Annotated in this window: 13 protein-coding genes; 12 read left to right on the forward strand and 1 reads right to left on the reverse strand. The window is 63.0% G+C overall.

Annotation, left to right across the window (positions count from 1 at the left end; all coding sequences use genetic code 11):
• The first annotated feature begins 118 nt into the window (after positions 1 to 118).
• On the forward strand, positions 119 to 673 hold the full coding sequence (locus GGR25_RS06135) for a hypothetical protein (RefSeq protein ID WP_183397885.1): 555 nt from the start codon (positions 119 to 121) through the stop codon (positions 671 to 673).
• 786 nt (positions 674 to 1,459) lie between these two features.
• On the opposite strand, the gene GGR25_RS06140 is transcribed toward GGR25_RS06135, so the two are convergent.
• Positions 1,460 to 4,813: an SIR2 family protein gene (locus GGR25_RS06140; protein WP_183397886.1), complete on the reverse strand. Its 3,354-nt coding sequence runs from the start codon at positions 4,811 to 4,813 to the stop codon at positions 1,460 to 1,462.
• 322 nt (positions 4,814 to 5,135) lie between these two features.
• Here GGR25_RS06140 and GGR25_RS06145 point away from each other — a divergent pair, with 322 nt between their 5' ends.
• From GGR25_RS06145 to GGR25_RS06195, 11 genes are all read left to right on the forward strand, one after another.
• The gene (locus GGR25_RS06145; RefSeq protein ID WP_183397887.1) at positions 5,136 to 6,431 is read left to right on the forward strand and encodes an ABC transporter substrate-binding protein; all 1,296 of its coding nucleotides are present in this window, start codon (positions 5,136 to 5,138) and stop codon (positions 6,429 to 6,431) included.
• A 342-nt stretch (positions 6,432 to 6,773) separates the two neighbouring features.
• Positions 6,774 to 7,703, forward strand: coding sequence for a carbohydrate ABC transporter permease (locus GGR25_RS06150; protein WP_343067983.1), 930 nt, complete (start codon positions 6,774 to 6,776; stop codon positions 7,701 to 7,703).
• On the forward strand, positions 7,703 to 8,566 hold the full coding sequence (locus tag GGR25_RS06155; RefSeq protein WP_183397888.1) for a carbohydrate ABC transporter permease: 864 nt from the start codon (positions 7,703 to 7,705) through the stop codon (positions 8,564 to 8,566). The genes GGR25_RS06150 and GGR25_RS06155 overlap by 1 nt, the downstream gene beginning before the upstream one ends.
• 126 nt (positions 8,567 to 8,692) lie before the next feature.
• Complete coding sequence (locus tag GGR25_RS06160) at positions 8,693 to 9,928, forward strand: extracellular solute-binding protein (RefSeq protein ID WP_183398605.1); 1,236 nt, start codon at positions 8,693 to 8,695, stop codon at positions 9,926 to 9,928.
• Positions 9,929 to 10,117: 189 nt separating this feature from the next.
• The gene (locus GGR25_RS06165; protein ID WP_183397889.1) at positions 10,118 to 11,053 is read left to right on the forward strand and encodes a carbohydrate ABC transporter permease; all 936 of its coding nucleotides are present in this window, start codon (positions 10,118 to 10,120) and stop codon (positions 11,051 to 11,053) included.
• Positions 11,050 to 11,889 carry a carbohydrate ABC transporter permease gene (locus GGR25_RS06170; protein WP_183397890.1) on the forward strand — a complete coding sequence of 280 codons (840 nt, stop codon included), beginning with the start codon at positions 11,050 to 11,052 and terminating at the stop codon, positions 11,887 to 11,889. The genes GGR25_RS06165 and GGR25_RS06170 overlap by 4 nt, the downstream gene beginning before the upstream one ends.
• The gene (locus tag GGR25_RS06175; RefSeq protein ID WP_183397891.1) at positions 11,886 to 12,641 is read left to right on the forward strand and encodes a PIG-L family deacetylase; all 756 of its coding nucleotides are present in this window, start codon (positions 11,886 to 11,888) and stop codon (positions 12,639 to 12,641) included. The genes GGR25_RS06170 and GGR25_RS06175 overlap by 4 nt, the downstream gene beginning before the upstream one ends.
• Positions 12,638 to 13,531 carry an ROK family protein gene (locus GGR25_RS06180; RefSeq protein WP_183397892.1) on the forward strand — a complete coding sequence of 298 codons (894 nt, stop codon included), beginning with the start codon at positions 12,638 to 12,640 and terminating at the stop codon, positions 13,529 to 13,531. Before GGR25_RS06175 ends, GGR25_RS06180 begins: the two co-directional genes overlap by 4 nt.
• Positions 13,528 to 14,271, forward strand: coding sequence for a GntR family transcriptional regulator (locus GGR25_RS06185; protein ID WP_183397893.1), 744 nt, complete (start codon positions 13,528 to 13,530; stop codon positions 14,269 to 14,271). The genes GGR25_RS06180 and GGR25_RS06185 overlap by 4 nt, the downstream gene beginning before the upstream one ends.
• A gap of 60 nt (positions 14,272 to 14,331) precedes the next feature.
• The gene (locus tag GGR25_RS06190; protein WP_183397894.1) at positions 14,332 to 15,117 is read left to right on the forward strand and encodes a sugar isomerase domain-containing protein; all 786 of its coding nucleotides are present in this window, start codon (positions 14,332 to 14,334) and stop codon (positions 15,115 to 15,117) included.
• Positions 15,118 to 15,189: 72 nt separating this feature from the next.
• Positions 15,190 to 15,966: a DeoR/GlpR family DNA-binding transcription regulator gene (locus tag GGR25_RS06195; RefSeq protein WP_183397895.1), complete on the forward strand. Its 777-nt coding sequence runs from the start codon at positions 15,190 to 15,192 to the stop codon at positions 15,964 to 15,966.
• Positions 15,967 to 15,977 lie beyond the last annotated feature (11 nt).

The following is a 15,977-nucleotide window of genomic DNA, read 5'->3' on the forward strand; positions in this document are numbered from 1 at the left end:
AAAGTATGCCCTTCGAAGAGCTGCGTATGATTGAGAGAGGCCCCTTCCGGCAGGCACCTTGATGCCCGGCAAAGAGCGCGGCGCACACCGGGTCGCCAGCCGAACGAAGGTAGAAATCATGCAGGTCCTGACCGACAAGATCCTCTCGCAAGCCGCCTTTTCCGCGGAGATCGACGTCCCGCTCGCAAGCATCGACATCGGCGAATGGCTGTTCAGCCTGCCCGAGGCGGAATATCAGCGCTGCTGCCCGCCGGATCACATCGCCGCCGGTGTGACGACGACGGATGACGGCCGCCGCATGTCGATCAATGTCGAGATGATCGGCACCGGCCTCGTCGTCCAGCACTATATCGCCGAGGAAGTGACGCCGAGCTATTGCCGGATGAACTCGATCTCCGACGTGTTCACGCCGGCCGGGCGCACGCAGGTCAACGTCATCTGGGAGCTGATCGGCGAGGCGATCGAGGGTGGACGCACGCGCTACACCAATCGCGTCACCTCGCACCCGACGGACGCCTTCATGCGCTTCATCGCCGAGCACGGCCAGACCTTCGAACAGGCGGCCGCCGCGCGCCAGGCCGCCGGCGGCGACCACAACCGCCGCGAAACCCCCCTCTTCGCCGCCTCGATCGCCCGCCGCGCGGCGGCAAGGCAGCAGAACAAGGCCGCCTGAAGGGGCCGCGAGGCGAGGGAGCGGCGAAGCCGCTCCTTCGCGCGGGGCGGTGTGGGGACGGCTCTGCCCTCCCGCCAGCGGGAACGGCGGGCTCCCCGATGTCAGCGGACCCCCCCGGGAGCCTCCCGCGATTACCCGGCCGATGCGCCCATCTCTCAGACTACTGGAGTGACGCACTGATCACCCACGAGGCGCGGTGGAGGAGATTTGGGGGAAGGTGGAGAGGGAGGTAAATGGGCGCTACGGCTCCCTCATCGACATTTTCGACATTACGAGATCAAGATGCTCGATCCACAACGGCCGCTATCTTGCGTCCCATCGGCGCTTCAAGGAAGTTAGTCTTTCATCTCTATTCAGCCTGGTGTCAGCCCGCCCAATTTGCTCCAATATCTCGTCGATCCCATAGGGCCATGCCAACGCGCTATCTGGCAATACTGCGTGAAGAAGTCCCAGCGCCTGCTCCGGATATCTGTTCACTATATTTTTTCCAGATCGACGAAGTGCTGCGATCATCAAATGGTCACGTTCAATTCTTCCAATGAGCGGCAGGACGAGCGCCGCTACGGTAGGAAATTGATCTCCGCTTGAGAAAGCCAACTCGCAAAGGCGAGCTGACGTGTTGGGCGATTTGGCTGATAGCTGCCGCGGCCAGATCTCAAGCAGCGCGGAGAGCTGTCCATCCCATCGCTCAGGCGAATTCTCGTTAGCTTCGTCAGACCACCTTTGAGCCTGCCACAGAACCCGCGATCGAAATTCGTCATCGACCGCTAAGAGCAAACGACGCATCTAGTCGTTGGAAATGCAACGTTCCCCGGTGGCATCGTCAACACTTGCCCACCCGGCCAAGATAATACCTGCGACAAGTCCACCGTAAGACCGGTGCGACGTTAGAGGATTAGCGGCGAACTCCAGCATGTCATTTTTAAGCCTCATATAGAGTCGTCGATTTGGAGTTTTCGCCCCCCACAAGAAGCCCGCCCATGCCGCATCGCGGTCATCCGTGTCGTCACCATGAAGCAAGGGCAACAACCTTTGCTCCGTCCATTTCGGATCAACAGCGAAAAACCAGTTGAGTTCGTGGAATAATATCACCATAGAATATCTACGAAGGTCATCTGAAAGGGCCAGAAGGGCCTCAGCATTGGAAAGCCATTCGCGCGGAAGTCCTTGGTTAATATTCATATTATTCTTACGGGGATCGCCAAAAAGGGCCTCTGAAATCTTTCCTGTAGGTGAATTGATTGCTTCCGTAGTCCAATCCCGTTCCCTGGAGCCGCGCACGACGCTCCGGCGCCCCTCATTCGGCGATTCACGAAGGATTCCGATCAACTTCTTCAAAACGCGGTCGAAAACAGGAAGGCATTCAATGTTCAGTTTCGAGCTGGCGTCCCGAAGCCAATCGGTCGTAGGGTTGAGGATCTTTGCAAGCCGCTCATTTGGACAGCGAGCTAGTCGTTCGGCGATCAGCCAGACCAGTCTTTCCTTGTCATTCTTCCGTGACTCTGAATTGAGGAACCGTGTCCATGCCCACTCTGGAAAGTCGCCTTGCTTTGCTGCGTAGGTGAGTGCTGCAAAAGCGCGCGCAGGGCGTTGAGCGGCCAGACCGGCAAAAGGATCGTTCTTGATGAAAAAATCGTCTGATCGACCCCCACGCTCCTTGGCTTGCAGCAGCACCGTCGAAAGGGGGGTGTCCACCAGTTCCTCAAAGCTGGTGTCGGTCTTGACCCATCCTGTCCGACCCTCCAACGAAGCAGCCGCCTTCGCTCCGTAATCCTCTTTCCAGTTGGGCACCACAACGCGGAGCAGCTTCGCTTGCCCACGGGCGATGGCAGATAGCTTGCATCCAGATATCTGAAGCCAATGAACTCGATTCAGAATTGACGAAGCTCGCCTGCTTTCGAATGCCGTTACCTTCTCCCCGCGCCATCGTTTAGGGCCGCGCAACAGCTTCTTCTCCAGTAACCTACGCGAGGTGGCGTTGAGCTTCTTCCATCTACCCGCAAGGACGAGCAAAAGATCCCTCTGGTGATGGATGTCCCAGAATGCGGAATAGCTCAAAGAGGCTATTATTTTCTCAAAATTATCATCGGGTACGACACTTCTATTCCCTGCCGCCCATATTCGCAGTCGCGCGAAGATTGTGTCATCGTCCGGAGACCATGATTGAAATTCGCGCCTAGCGGCTGATTTATCTATTTCAACTAGATGCGAAAAGAGTTCCGAAAATCGAATAATCGCAGCGGAAAGCCCATGCGTTCGATTAAATGCGGCCTCCTCGATGCCGTCCGGAAATAGTGGACTTATATTGCTAAGGCCGTAACCACCAATTTCTTGCTCGAGTACAAGGGCCAGCTCAAGATTTTGTCGTAGGACTTTCACGACAGTAGCACACCACTCGTTCGGAACACTGACTGCTTCGTGCGTTTCAGGATAATTGACGTCCATCCGCAGCAAGCGACGACCCTGCTTGTCATCGCTCCCGAGTTCGGGCGGCTTTGGGCCATGCCAGAAATCTGGTCCGGCAGAGAGGCTAGGTCGAAGTATTTCCCCAAATCGTCGTACGACAGTACTACTCCACCCGTCTGCCTCAATGGCGGTCTGCAAGGCATCCCAATCGCTGTCGACGTCGTTGACGTGATTCCAAACCTCAAAAAGCGACCGCCAATCGGTACGAATGTCTTGACTGATATGGCGATCGTTTCGTTCTAGCTCCCGTGAGATGCGTTCTTGAATGCTCTGATGAAGTGAGATCTGGTGAGCAGCCCACCACACAGCGGCAGGCTGGTCGCAGACCCTTGCGAGCCATACGCCCAGTTGATCTATTCGTGGGACAAGACGTGGGGAATTTTTAGCCCAATATCCGCGAAGCGTTGCAAGATTACCATCGCGGATCGATGCTTGATCAACACGATTAAGTTCGAAGGCGTCCCACGCATCGGACGGCACCTCGCGCTTGGCATAATAGTCGTCAGGGTCAGATTTGGTCGGCGGGATATCTGAATCGAGGCCGTATAGTTCGAACGGATCAACATAGGGTCCTTTGCGACCAAACGAACCTGAATTGCCCGCCTTTGCAAATCGACGATATTTGTCGAACACACAAAGCCATTCAGCGGAGGGAAGAACCTCCCCGACGCAGAACCTCTTCACGCCTTCGTAGGTTGAAACGACATGCGCTACTTGACCTCGCTCATGCGGCTGAATTGCTGCAGGCCCCTTCTTGGATGCGTCAATGCCCTTTGCATACCAATCATCGGGATCACGGGCACGTTCTGCCCACGCCTCAAGGGACTGCCATAGAGCAGCATGCTCATCGTCTGGACTATATGGTATGGCTTCCACACCCTTGTGTCGCCACCGTGCAGCAGCATCGATGTGGTGACCAGACTGAAAGGCGTAAGCGCTTTCAAGCCTCCCCGAGGTCCTGCGCAGCGCTTCAAGGAGATACTGCACGGGAGGATCGTCAGCCGTATAACCAATGAATGCGACCACATATTTGCTAAGTATTTCTCGAATAAATGTCGTTGCCCATCCGTCCGACAAATACGCTCGGCCAAATGCGGAACTCGAGAGAACAAAGCCGTCGCCCTCCGCGCCTGTATAATTCGGCGTGGCTCGGCCATGTAGGTATACAATTCCGTTGATATCATTCGGGCGCAGAGGGTCTGGTAACCTTGGCGGTTGCCATGCCTGAAGGTCGCTCCCACAATCGTTAAACAATCTGTCAAAGTTCGTTGTAACTAATTGAACCGCGCCGTCGGGCGTGGTTGCCAAATCTAGCAAGATCCTATGCGCGGTCAGATCGCATTCTGGAGGCGGCTTCAGCGCGAAGGCAACAGCCTCCTCAATGTCGCGCGAGGCAAAGTCTCTTTCCAGAAGTCCGAAAATACGGTCGGCCGATATCACACCGGAAATACCAACGCGTCGGTCTATTTCTTGGGCTTCTTGGATAAGCTTGTAGGCTGGGCTGTCTTGATCAACTCCAAGCTTAGACACGACCTTACGAGCCAAGCCAAAGAAATCAGGGAGATTCGCGCGCGCTCTCGATACTCCAGCTCCGCAAAAGAAGATTACGCGCCCCTGGTCGCGGGCAAGAAGGAGGTCATCTGGAATTGGGGGGCCATCGGCCAGGAACCGCAATTCTCGCACTCCCTCTTCTCAATCCAGTCATGACGGTACGTCTGGCTGACCAGATCACGAAATATCGAAATGTCCAATTGTCGATCGGTAGATATCCATGGCCTCAGCAGCCGAACTCGGAAGTAGCTAGGATTCTGAGTGGGCGCGGAACCCGCCTCATGCGATTTGATCTCTCTCTTGCACAGTCACGGGCGAAGGTACTTCCTGGGCCTAAAACAGCCGAGTCCCCTTGCCCCATCCCCAAACTCGTTATAACGTCCCTACGTCATAAGGAGCCGTGCCCCTAGAAACGGGGTGCTGGTGTCAGGGAAAGAGGGACTTCATGACGATCAGACCTTTTGCGGGGGCGTTTCTGGGCGTGGCGCTCGCGGCTTTGTCGGTGGGTGCGGCTTTTGCCGAGGATGTCACGGTTTCGTTCCTGACGCACTGGCCGCCGGAGACGGTGGCGAAGCTGGAGGCCGCGGCGGCGGCCTATTCCAAGGACCATCCGGATGTGAAGGTCGAGGTGCGCGCCGTTCCCTTCGGCGACCTTCTGACCACGTTGCGTTCGCAGGCCGGCCAGGCCGGCGGGCCGACGATCACCGGCATCTATGACCTCTGGCTGCCGGAGCTGGTGCGCGACAAGCTGGTCAACGCCGCGCCGGAGGCCAATGCCTCGGACGTTTCGACCAACTGGCCGAAGGGCGTCGCGAGCGCTGCGAGCGTCGGCGGCTCGGTCTATGGCTATCCGAACGAGATCGACGTCTACGCGCTGAATTACAACAAGAAGCTGTTCGAGGAAGCCGGCATCAAGGACGCGCCGAAGACCTGGGACGAGTTCGTCGCGGCGGCCGAGAAGCTGACCAACAAGGACAAGGGCCAGCATGGTTTCGGCCTGATCAATTCCTGGGCGGCGGGCGTCGTGCACCCCTTCGCCTCGCTGCTGGCCTCGAATGGCGGCGCGCTCGTCGTGGACGGCAAGCCGGCGCTCGACAGCGAGAACGCGGCCGAGACCTTCGCGCTCTATGAGAAGCTGGTGAAGTCCGGCGCCTCGGTGCCCGAGATGGGCACGGCCGACGCGAACACCACCGGGCCGTTCCTCGACAATTTCGTCTCCGGCAAGACCGGCATGATCATCATGGCGAACTGGTGGGAATCGGCGCTTAAGGCGGGCATGGGCGACAAGTTCGCCGATATCGCCACCGCGCCGATCCCCGTCGGCCCCAAGGGCGATGGCCCGCATTCGATCTCCTATTCCTGGATGACCGTCGTCTCGGACGGCGCCTCAGACGCGGAGAAGAAGGCGGCGTGGGATTTCCTTGCCTGGCTGAACGGCCCGACCTCGGGCGAGAAGGGCGCCTCCGCCATGGGCGATTTGCTGCAGTCCATGGGCATCCTGCCGTCGCGCAGCTCCGACGTCGCGGCCTTCGCCGACCGGCTGAAGACGCCGTTCCTCGCCGGCTATGTCGACGTGCTCAACGAGGCGCGGCCGTTCCCGACCGTGCTCGGCGGGCAGGAATTTACCGAGTCGCTGCAGAGCCATATCGAGGCGCTGGAGTTCGGCAAGGAAACCGCCACTGACGCCCAGAAGGGCGCGCAGGCCGACGCCGCCGCGATCCTCGAAAAGGCCGCGAAGTAAGGGGGCTGACACTTCCTTCCCCCTCTCCCACGCCAGTGGGAGAGGGTCGGGGTGAGGGTCTTGCTTGAATTCCTTGCTGCCTGTTCTGTCGAAGAAAAGCCCCTCACCCCCCCCCCTCTCCCGCCAGCGGGAGAGGGGGAAGAAAGGGGCTTAGCGTCTCCGAGACTGACCTGCATGATCCTATTGGTATCGCAACGCCTTTGATGAAGCGCTCCGATCTGCCCTCTCCCCCACAAGGGGGGGGGAGGGGCAGGAAGTCGGGTGGGCCTGAGCTTTTCCGGATGGCCCGTAAACCCTCACCCGGCGCTTCGCGCCGACCTCTCCCTCAGGGAGAGGTGAAGATTGCCCATTTCCAAGAGCACGCCGTTTCGCATGACCGCCTTCCGCAGATCGATCGTCACCATGCTCGTGCCGAGCCTCGGGCCGATCGCGGTCTTCGTCCTCGTGCCGATCGCGCTGACGATCGGCCTTTCGTTCACGAAATGGTCGACGCAGACGCCGTTCGCGACGGCGAGCTTCATCGGCCTCGACAACTACGCCGAGATCTTCTCGGCCTCCTCGGTCGGGCGGGACTTCAAGGGCGCGCTGTCGAACACGGCGCTCTATTCCGCGCTGTCGATCGCGCTGCTGCTGCCGCTCTCGGTCGCCTTCGGCCTGCTGGTGCATCAGGCACGGCTCAAGGGCGCGGAGGTGCTGCGGACCATCCTGTTCGCGACCTATATGGTGCCGATGATCGCGGTTGCGCTGGTGTTCTCGAAGCTCTATTCGCCGACCGAGGGCCCGATCAACCAGATGCTCGCCCTCATCGGCCTGCCGCGCCAGCCCTGGCTCTCCTCGCCGGATACGGCGCTCGTTTCGATCGTGCTGCTCAATGTCTGGCAGCAGGTCGGCTATTTCACGATCCTCGTCATCGCCGGCCTGACGCAGATCCCGCAATCGGTCTATGACGCGGCGCGGATCGACGGCGCGCGCGGGCTCCGCCTCTTCGCCTCCATCACGCTGCCGCTCCTGAAGCGCACGCTGCTCTTCTCTGCCGTCATCGCGCTGATCAATGCGGTGCAGGTGTTCGAGCCGGTGGCGCTGATCACGCAGGGCGGCCCGGTCGGGTCGACCAATGTGCTCACCTATCATATCCGCCGCGTCGGCATCGAACGGGCCCAGGGCGGGCTCGGCTCGGCCATGTCGGTGACGCTGCTCCTCGCGCTTGTGATCACCGTGACGGCGGTCTTCGCCTTCGCGCGCTCCGAGCCGACCGGACGGGGAGCGAAATAATGGCCGCCCGCGATATCTACGCCCCAGGCGAGGGCGCGCCGCTCGGCCGCGCGCTGCTCTATGCCCTGATGATCGCGATCGCGGTCGCCGCCGCCTTCCCGCTCGCCTGGATGGTGCTGTCGAGCCTCAAGACGCCGGCCGAGGCGATGCAGACGCCGCCGGTCTGGATCCCCGCGACGCCGTCGCTCGACGCCTATGGCAAGGTGACGGACCTGATCAATGCCGGCCGCTCCTTCGTCAATTCGGCGATCATCGCCGGGGTGACGACGACCGGCATCCTGATCACCTCGCTGATGGCCGGCTACGCCTTCTCGAAATATCGCTTCCGCGGCCGCGATGCGCTGTTCGCGATCACCATCGCGACCATGTTCCTGCCGCCGATCGTCACGCTGATCCCGCTCTACCGCATGATCGGTTCGATCGGGCTCTCGGCGAGCCTTGCGGGCGTCATCTTGCCCAATCTCGCCAATGCGTTCGGCATCTTCCTGATGCGCCAGTTCGTGGCGGGCGTGCCCGACGAATTGCTGGAGGCGGCGCGGCTCGATGGCGCGTCCGAGATGCGGATCGTCTTCACCATCGTGGCGCCGGCCGTCGCGCCCGCGCTGGCGGCGCTGGCGCTGTTCGCCTTCGTCTATCACTGGAACAGCTATCTGTGGCCGCTCACCGTGCTGCAGGGCAATTCTGACCAGTACCCGATCGTGATCAGCCTCTCGCGGCTGCTCTCCTACAACCGCTCCGCGGTCAACACCAACCTCGTCATGGCCGGTGCGACGCTGGCCGTGCTGCCGCCGCTGATCCTCTTCGTCTTCCTGCAGCGCTTCTTCGTGCGCACCGTCACCGCCTCGGGCATGGGAGGCCAATAGCGCCGATTTCGGCGGGGGAGGGCGCGAATGCCTCTTGCGTGGGCGCCCTGTCCGGATAAAGTAGTCAGGACGTTATAACGACATAAGCACTGTCAACAGAGGGAACATGACATGCTGAAGGTTGGAATGTCTTTGCGCAAAGCCGTCCTCGGGGCGGCCCTGCTGGCGGCGAGTGCATCGAGCGCGCTCGCCGGTGAAGTGACGCTGTGGAGCTGGCGCACCGAGGATCAGGCGGCGATGGAGAAGATCTTCGCCGCCTTCACGGCGAAGAACCCGGACATCACGGTCAAGCTGCAGTTCACGCCGGATGCCGATTACCAGAACCGCCTGTCGACCGCGCTGCGCGGCGGCAAGGGGCCGGATATCGCCCAGCTCAAGGCCTATGGCGAATTGCAGCCGCTGATCCAGGGCGGCTATCTCGAGGCGCTCGACGAGAGCGTGCCGCAGCTCAAGGAATTCGGCGAGGCGGCGCTCGGCGGCTCGCGCTCGATCGATGATGGCAAGCTCTATGGCGTGCCCTATTCGACGCCGGTGATGGGCGTCTTCTACAATACCGAGATCTTCGAGAAGAACGGCATCGCCGTCCCGAAGACCTATGAGGAATTCATCGCCGCCTGCACCAAGCTCAAGGCGGCTGGCGTGCTGCCGATCGCCGCCGGCGGTGCCAATGGTTCTGCCTGGGCGCTCGAGATCAGCGTCGGCGTTGTCGGCCCGACCGTTTATGGCGGCGGCTTCTATGACGAGATGATGAGCGGCAAGGCGAAGTTCACAGATCCGCGCTATGTCGCGGCGCTGCAGCGCGTCAAGGACCTCGCGCCGTTCTATTCCGACGGCTTCGCCGGCGTCGATTATACGACGGCCACGCAGCAGTTCATCTCCGGCAAGGCGGCGATGTTCCTCGGCGGCGCCTGGGAAAATGGCTCGTTCAAGGCACAGAACCCGGACCTGAAGTTCTCGATCTTCCCGTTTCCGGCCGACAAGGATGACGGCCCGGTCGCGGTCTCGACCTTCTCGGACGGCTCCTACGGCCTCGTGTCCGACAGCGAGCACAAGGAAGACGCGGTCAAGGTGCTGCAGTTCATCGCCTCGCCGGAATTCGCGCAGCTCTTCGCCGACAATCTCGGCTGGCCGCCGGCCCGCTCGGGTGCCACGGCGAATGATCCGGTGCTGAAGTCGATGATCGACATGCAGGCGAAGCCCACGCCCTATCTGACGCTGGTCGGCTTCCGCTGGCAGACGCCAACGGCGTCCTCGATCCTCCAGGCCGAGATCATCGACATGATCGAAGGCAAGATCGCGCCGGACAAGCTCGCCGCCGACATGGATGCGGGCGTCGCGACCTGGTTCAAGCCGAAGCAGTAAGGCGGGACGCAAGGCGAGGATCGTTCTTCCGGTCCTCGCCTTCTTCACCTCTCCCAGAGGGAGAGGTCGGACCGCAGGTCCGGGTGAGGGGTTACGGCCTCATCCGGAGAATTCCCTAACCCCTCACCCGCCGCGCTTCGCGCGTCGACCTCTCCCTCCGGGAGAGGTGAAGAACCCAGGAGGCGACCCATGGCATCCCGCCTCCGGCGTGATCCGATCGACTGGCCGAAGCACCGCGCTGCCGTGTTCTTCGTGCTGCCGGCGCTCGTCATCTATTGCCTGTTCGTGGTCTATCCTCTCGCGACCTCGCTGTTCGGGTCGTTCTTCGAATGGCGCGGACTCCGGATGCGCGGCTTCGCCGGGCTCGACAATTTCGCACGCCTCTTCGTCGATCCGAGCTGGCCACGGCTATCGGGCGCCTTCCTGCACAATGTGTTCTGGTTCTGCGGCATCATGGTGCTGCAGAACGCGCTCGGGCTGATCTTCGCCTATCTGCTGTTCCTGCGCAGCCGCGGCACGGCCTTCCTGCAATCCGTGTTCTTCTTTCCCGCCGTGCTGTCGCCGGTCATTGTCGGAGCGCTCTGGCGGCTGCTGCTGACGCCGGATGGCGTGGTCGAGACCGTCCTGCACAATCTCGGTCTCATCCAGGGTCGCCTCACCATCCTCGGCAATTCGAGCTGGGCGCTCTGGGTCCTCGTCGCGGTCGATGCATGGAACTGGATGGGCCTGCCGGTGCTCATCTTCACGGCTGGTCTCCGCCAGATCCAGGGCGAGGTCTTCGAGGCCGCGCGGCTCGATGGCGCCGGTGCCGGTCGCATCCTGTGGTCGATCGCGCTGCCGCAACTCATTCCCGCGATCTCGTCGCTGACGACGCTGACCTTCATCAACACCTTCAACCAGTTCGACCTCGTCTATGTGATGCAGGGCGTGCAGGGCAATCCGAGCTATTCGACCGATACGCTGGTGACCTATTTCTATCGCCTCGCCTTCGGCGCCGAGGGGGCCGTCGGCATCACCGATATCGGCCTCGCCCTTGCGCTCGGCACGCTGCTCTTCCTGCTCCTGACCGTGGTGACGATCATGCTGCTGCGCTTCTTTGAGAAGCGGACGGTGAGGCTGTCATGACCAATCTCGACATCGCGCTGCACGTGAAGCGTCTGCCGGGCTGGATGGTGCTGGCGCTATGGACGCTGGTCGTCGCGCTGCCGCTCTACATCCTGATTGTCTCCTGCTTCAAATCGACGGCGGAGATCTATGGCGACAAGTTCGGCCTGCCGACGCAATGGACGCTCGACAATTTCGTCAATGCGTGGACCAAGGCGCAGTTCGCTCGCTACATGGTCAATTCCTTCCTGGTGACCGGCGGCGCGGTGGCGCTGACCATCATCGTCTCGGCCATGGCGGCCTTTCCGCTCTCGCGCTATCCGCTCGGCTGGTCCTCGCCGCTGCTCGCCTTCTTCCTCGCTGGCGTGATGCTGCCGATCCGTCTGGCCTCGGTCGAGATGTTCACGCTGATGAAGCATCTCGACTTGCTCGACAGCCGCCTCGGCCTCGTCTTCGTCTATACGGCGATCCGCATTCCCTTCGCCGTCTTCATCCTCGCCAATTTCATGCGCGTGCTGCCGCGCGAGCTCGAAGAGGCGGCGCGGCTCGACGGCGCCAAGGAATGGCGCATCCTCGTCTCGATCATCGTGCCGACAATCCGCCCGGCGATCGCGATCGTCGCCATCTTCACGGCGATCGCGGTGTGGAACGATTTCTTCTTCCCCCTGATCTTCATCTTCGATGATGCCTACAAGACCGTGCCGCTCGCCATCACCACCTTCGTCGGCCAGTTCCGCACCGACTGGGGCATGGTCTTCGCCTCGCTCGCCATCTCGATGATGCCGGTGCTGGTGATGTATCTGCTTCTCGCCCGCCAGATTCGCGAAGGCGTCGGCGCAACGGGAGGTCTCAAGTGATCGACGCGCAGATCTATTCCGCTCGCTCGCTGCTGGTCGTCGGCGCCCATGCCTTCGACGCCGAGGTGATCGCGGGGCCGCTCGCGGCGCAGGCGGCAAGGCGCGGCGTCGAGGTGACGTTCCTGCATCTGACCATGGGCGAGCAGGGCCATACCGCGCTGGCGCCAGCGGCCTATGCTGCGCAGAAGCGCGCGGAAGCCGCGCGCTTCGCGGCGCGGCTCGGCATTGCCTGGCGCGATCTCGGCTATCCCGACGCCTTCCTGCCGGACGATGACGCCGTCGCGCTCAAAATCGCGGACGTGATCCGCGAGGTCCGGCCGGACACGATCGTCACCCATTGGCATGGCAGCTGGCACAAGGATCACCGCGCCGCGGCCAACGCCACCAAGACGGCGGTGCTCTATGCGGCGCTGCCGACGCTCGAACGCGCGCATCCCGCCTTCAGCCCCTCGCTGCTGCTGTTCGGCGAGAACTGGGAAGATGACGAGGGTTTCGCCCCGGCGCATCTTGTCGATGTTTCGGAGGGGTTCGAGACCTGGCGCGAGGCGATCGTCGAATATGAGCTCGCACGCGGGCTTTCGTCCTTCCCCTATGTCGACTTCTATTCGGCGCTCTACCGCATGCGCGGCTGCCTGAACGGCACGACCTATGCGCAGGGCTTCGCGACGACGTCGCATTCTTTCAATGCTGGCGGCGGCATGTTCGCGGGGGCCCGGCATCGCCCATCCTGTGGCTGCGGAGGTGACGCGTGACCGTTGCTTCCCCGGTCCTGGCGCTCGACCTCGGCGGCACGAGCCTCCGCGCCGCTTTCGCGCCGCTCGGCGATCCGGCCGCGCTCGAAATGGTCGGCCGCTGGCCGGCGCCGGCCAGCATGGCCGAGCTCGAGGGGCGCGTGGCATCGATCCTCGCGGATCGGCCGGTCGCCGGGATCGGCATCACGGCGCCGGGCCTCGTCGAGGGCACGGTGACGCGCTGGGTACCGAACCTGCCTTTTCTCGACGGCATCGATCTTCAGGAGCGCCTGGCGCCCGCAGGCGTGCCGCTGGCCGCCGGCAATGACGCGCAGATGGCACTGCTCGCCGAATCCGCCGTCGGCGCGGCGGCGGGGCTCGACGACGCGATCCTGCTGGCGATCGGCACCGGCATCGGTTCGGCGGTGCTCACCGGCGGGCGCATCGCGCGCGGCGCGCATGGCGGCGCCTGCTCGTTCGGCTGGGCCTCCGCCGATATCGGCGATCCCGGCGAAGACCGCTCGGGCTGGCTGGAGCGCAAGGCCGCCGGCCGTGCGCTCGACGCCCATGCCACGGCGATCGGCCTTGCCGATGGCGCGGCGCTCATCGACGCCGCACGACGAGGCGAGGGCGCAGCGCTTGCCGCGATCGGTGCGGTGGGCGACGCGCTCGGAACGGTTCTGGCTGGCGCGGTCGCGCTGCTCGATCCGCAACTGGTTCTCGTCGCGGGCGGCGTTTCGGAGTCGCTCGATGTGCTGGCCCCGCCGGTGTTGGCGGCGATGCGGCGTCAATTGCCGCCGCATCTGCGCGGCATCACGCTGCGCGCCGGCGTGTTCGGTCCGCGCGCCGGCCTGGTCGGCGCCGCGGTCGCCGCGGGGCGTGGCCGGGAATGGTGGAGGAGGAAGGAATGAACAAGGACATGCTCCTCACTGTCGACCGGCGCAAGCCGGAGCCGCTCTGGCATCAGGCGGAGAAGGCGATCCGCGAACGGATCGAGGCCGGCGAATGGCCGCCGGGCACGCAGATTCCGGCCGAGGACAAGCTGTGCGAATGGCTCGGCGTCTCGCGCATCACCATCCGCCACGCGCTGCGCAACCTCGAATCCATCGATCTCCTGCGCCGTGAGCATGGCCGCGGCACCTTCGTGCGCAATGCGAGCGTCGTTGCCGGTCCGCGCGGCCTGACCTCCTTCACGACGGAAATGGCGGCGATCGGGCTGAAGGTCGGTTCGCGCCTGCTCTCGCAGGAGATCGTGCCGGCCAATGCCGCCATCGCCGCGGCGCTCGGCATCGAGGAGGGCGACGACGTCGTGCGCATCCGCCGCCTCCGCCTCGGCAATGGCGATCCGATCGGCGTCCAGTCCGCGCATCTGCGCTTCGACCGCGTCCCCGGCCTGATCGAGCAGGACCTCAGCGAGGGCTCGCTCTATCAGCATCTGGAGCGGCTCTACGGCATCAAGCCGATCGAGGCGACGGAGACCTACCGCGTCGGTCCGGCCGGTGCCGAGGATGCGGCGCTGCTCGGTGTCGTCGAAGGCAGCCCCTCCTTCATCGTCGAGCGCATCACGGTCGATGCGCGCGGCCCCTTCGAAACCACGCTCTCCGTCATGCGCGGCGACCGCTACGAGATCCGGTCGGTCCTGCGCGCCTGAGCTTCCCCCACCCCGGGCGCGCCTCGTCGCTCCCGGCCCCCTTTACCCAAGGAGACTTCAATGTCCGACTTCTACCTGCACCGCCTGATCGGCCTGATCGAGAAGGCAGGCACCAACAACGCCGCCGCGCTCGACGAGGCGGCCAAGCGCTTCTCCGAGACGCTGGCGAAGGGTGGTCTCGTCCATCTCTTCGGCTCGGGCCATTCGGTCCTGCCGACGCAGGAGGCCTTCCCGCGCTATGGTTCCTTCGTGGGTCTGAACCCGCTCACCGACCCGCGCGTGATGTGGCACAACGTGCTCGGCGCCGGCGGCGTGCGCGAACTGCTCTGGCTGGAGCGCACCGAGAACTACATCGACAAGTTCCTCGATCACCAGCCACTCAATCCGGGCGACTGCATCATCATCTACAGCCATTCCGGCACCAATTCGGCCGGTATCGAGACGGCGCTCTACGCCAAGAAGCGCGGCCTCTTCGTCGTCGCCGTCACCTCGAAGGCCAACGACAAGCCGGCCAAGCACTCCTCGGGCAAGCGCCTCAAGGATGCGGCCGACCTCGTGATCGACACGGGCTCGCCCGTGGAGGACGCGATCGTTCCGATCGAGGGCTGGAGCCGTCCGGTTTCGGGCTCGTCGACCGTGCTCGCCATGATCCTGACGCATGAGCTGATCGCGCGCACCGCCGACCAACTCGCCAAGAAGGGCGTCGAACTGCCGGTCTTCGCGTCGCCGACCATCGAAGGCGTCACGCTGCACGACACCGACATCATCTACGGCGTCTATCGCGAACGCATGCTCGAGGCGCAGCAGAAGCACCTCGACACCTTCAAGCAGACCATGGCCGGCTAAGGCCTGCGCCGGCTTTCGAATGCTTTCGCTTCGCGCTAGACTGGTGCGAAGCGAAAGCATCGAAAGGCTGCGATGTTCACGTCCGAGCGCCAATCCGCCATCCTCGCCCGCGCCAAGGCAGAGGGGCGCGTCCTCGTCGACGCGCTGGCGGCGGAGTTTGGCGTCTCGCCGCAGACGATCCGCAAGGATCTGAACACGCTCTGCGACGCGCGCCAGCTGGTGCGCGTCCATGGCGGCGCCGCGCTCGCCTCCGGCATCGAGAATCTCGAATATGAGGCGCGCCGTACGCTCGCGGCCGACGCCAAGGCTGCGATCGGCCGTGCCGCCGCCGCGCTGATCCCTGACGGCGCCTCGCTTTTCGTCAATATCGGCACCACGACCGAGGCCGTCGCCGCGGCGCTCGCCGAGCGTGCCGGCCTGATGGTCATCACCAACAATATCAACGTCGCCAATCGGCTCCGCACCCATTCCGGCATCGAGGTGATCATTGCCGGCGGCGTCGTGCGCGCCGCAGATGGCGGCATTGTCGGCGAAGCGGCGGTCGACTTCATCCGCCAGTTCAAGGTCGATTTCGCCGTGGTCGGCGTCTCCGCGATCGACGCGGACGGCGCGCTGCTCGATTTCGATTTCCGCGAAGTGAAAGTCGCGCAGGCGATCATGGCCAATGCGCGCCACATCATTCTGGTCGCCGACGCAACCAAGTTCGAGCGCTCGGCGCCAGTGCGGATCGGCCATGTTTCGCAGGTCCACAGCTTCGTCACCGACCGCTGCGACAAGGTGGGCATCCGGCGCATCTGCGCGGAGCACGGCGTCCGGCTCGTGGAGGCGGCGCCGCGAGCTTTCGTTTGAATTTCGTTTGC

The organism is Kaistia hirudinis, from assembly GCF_014196455.1.
In the GTDB taxonomy this organism is placed as follows: Bacteria; Pseudomonadota; Alphaproteobacteria; order Rhizobiales; family Kaistiaceae; genus Kaistia; species Kaistia hirudinis.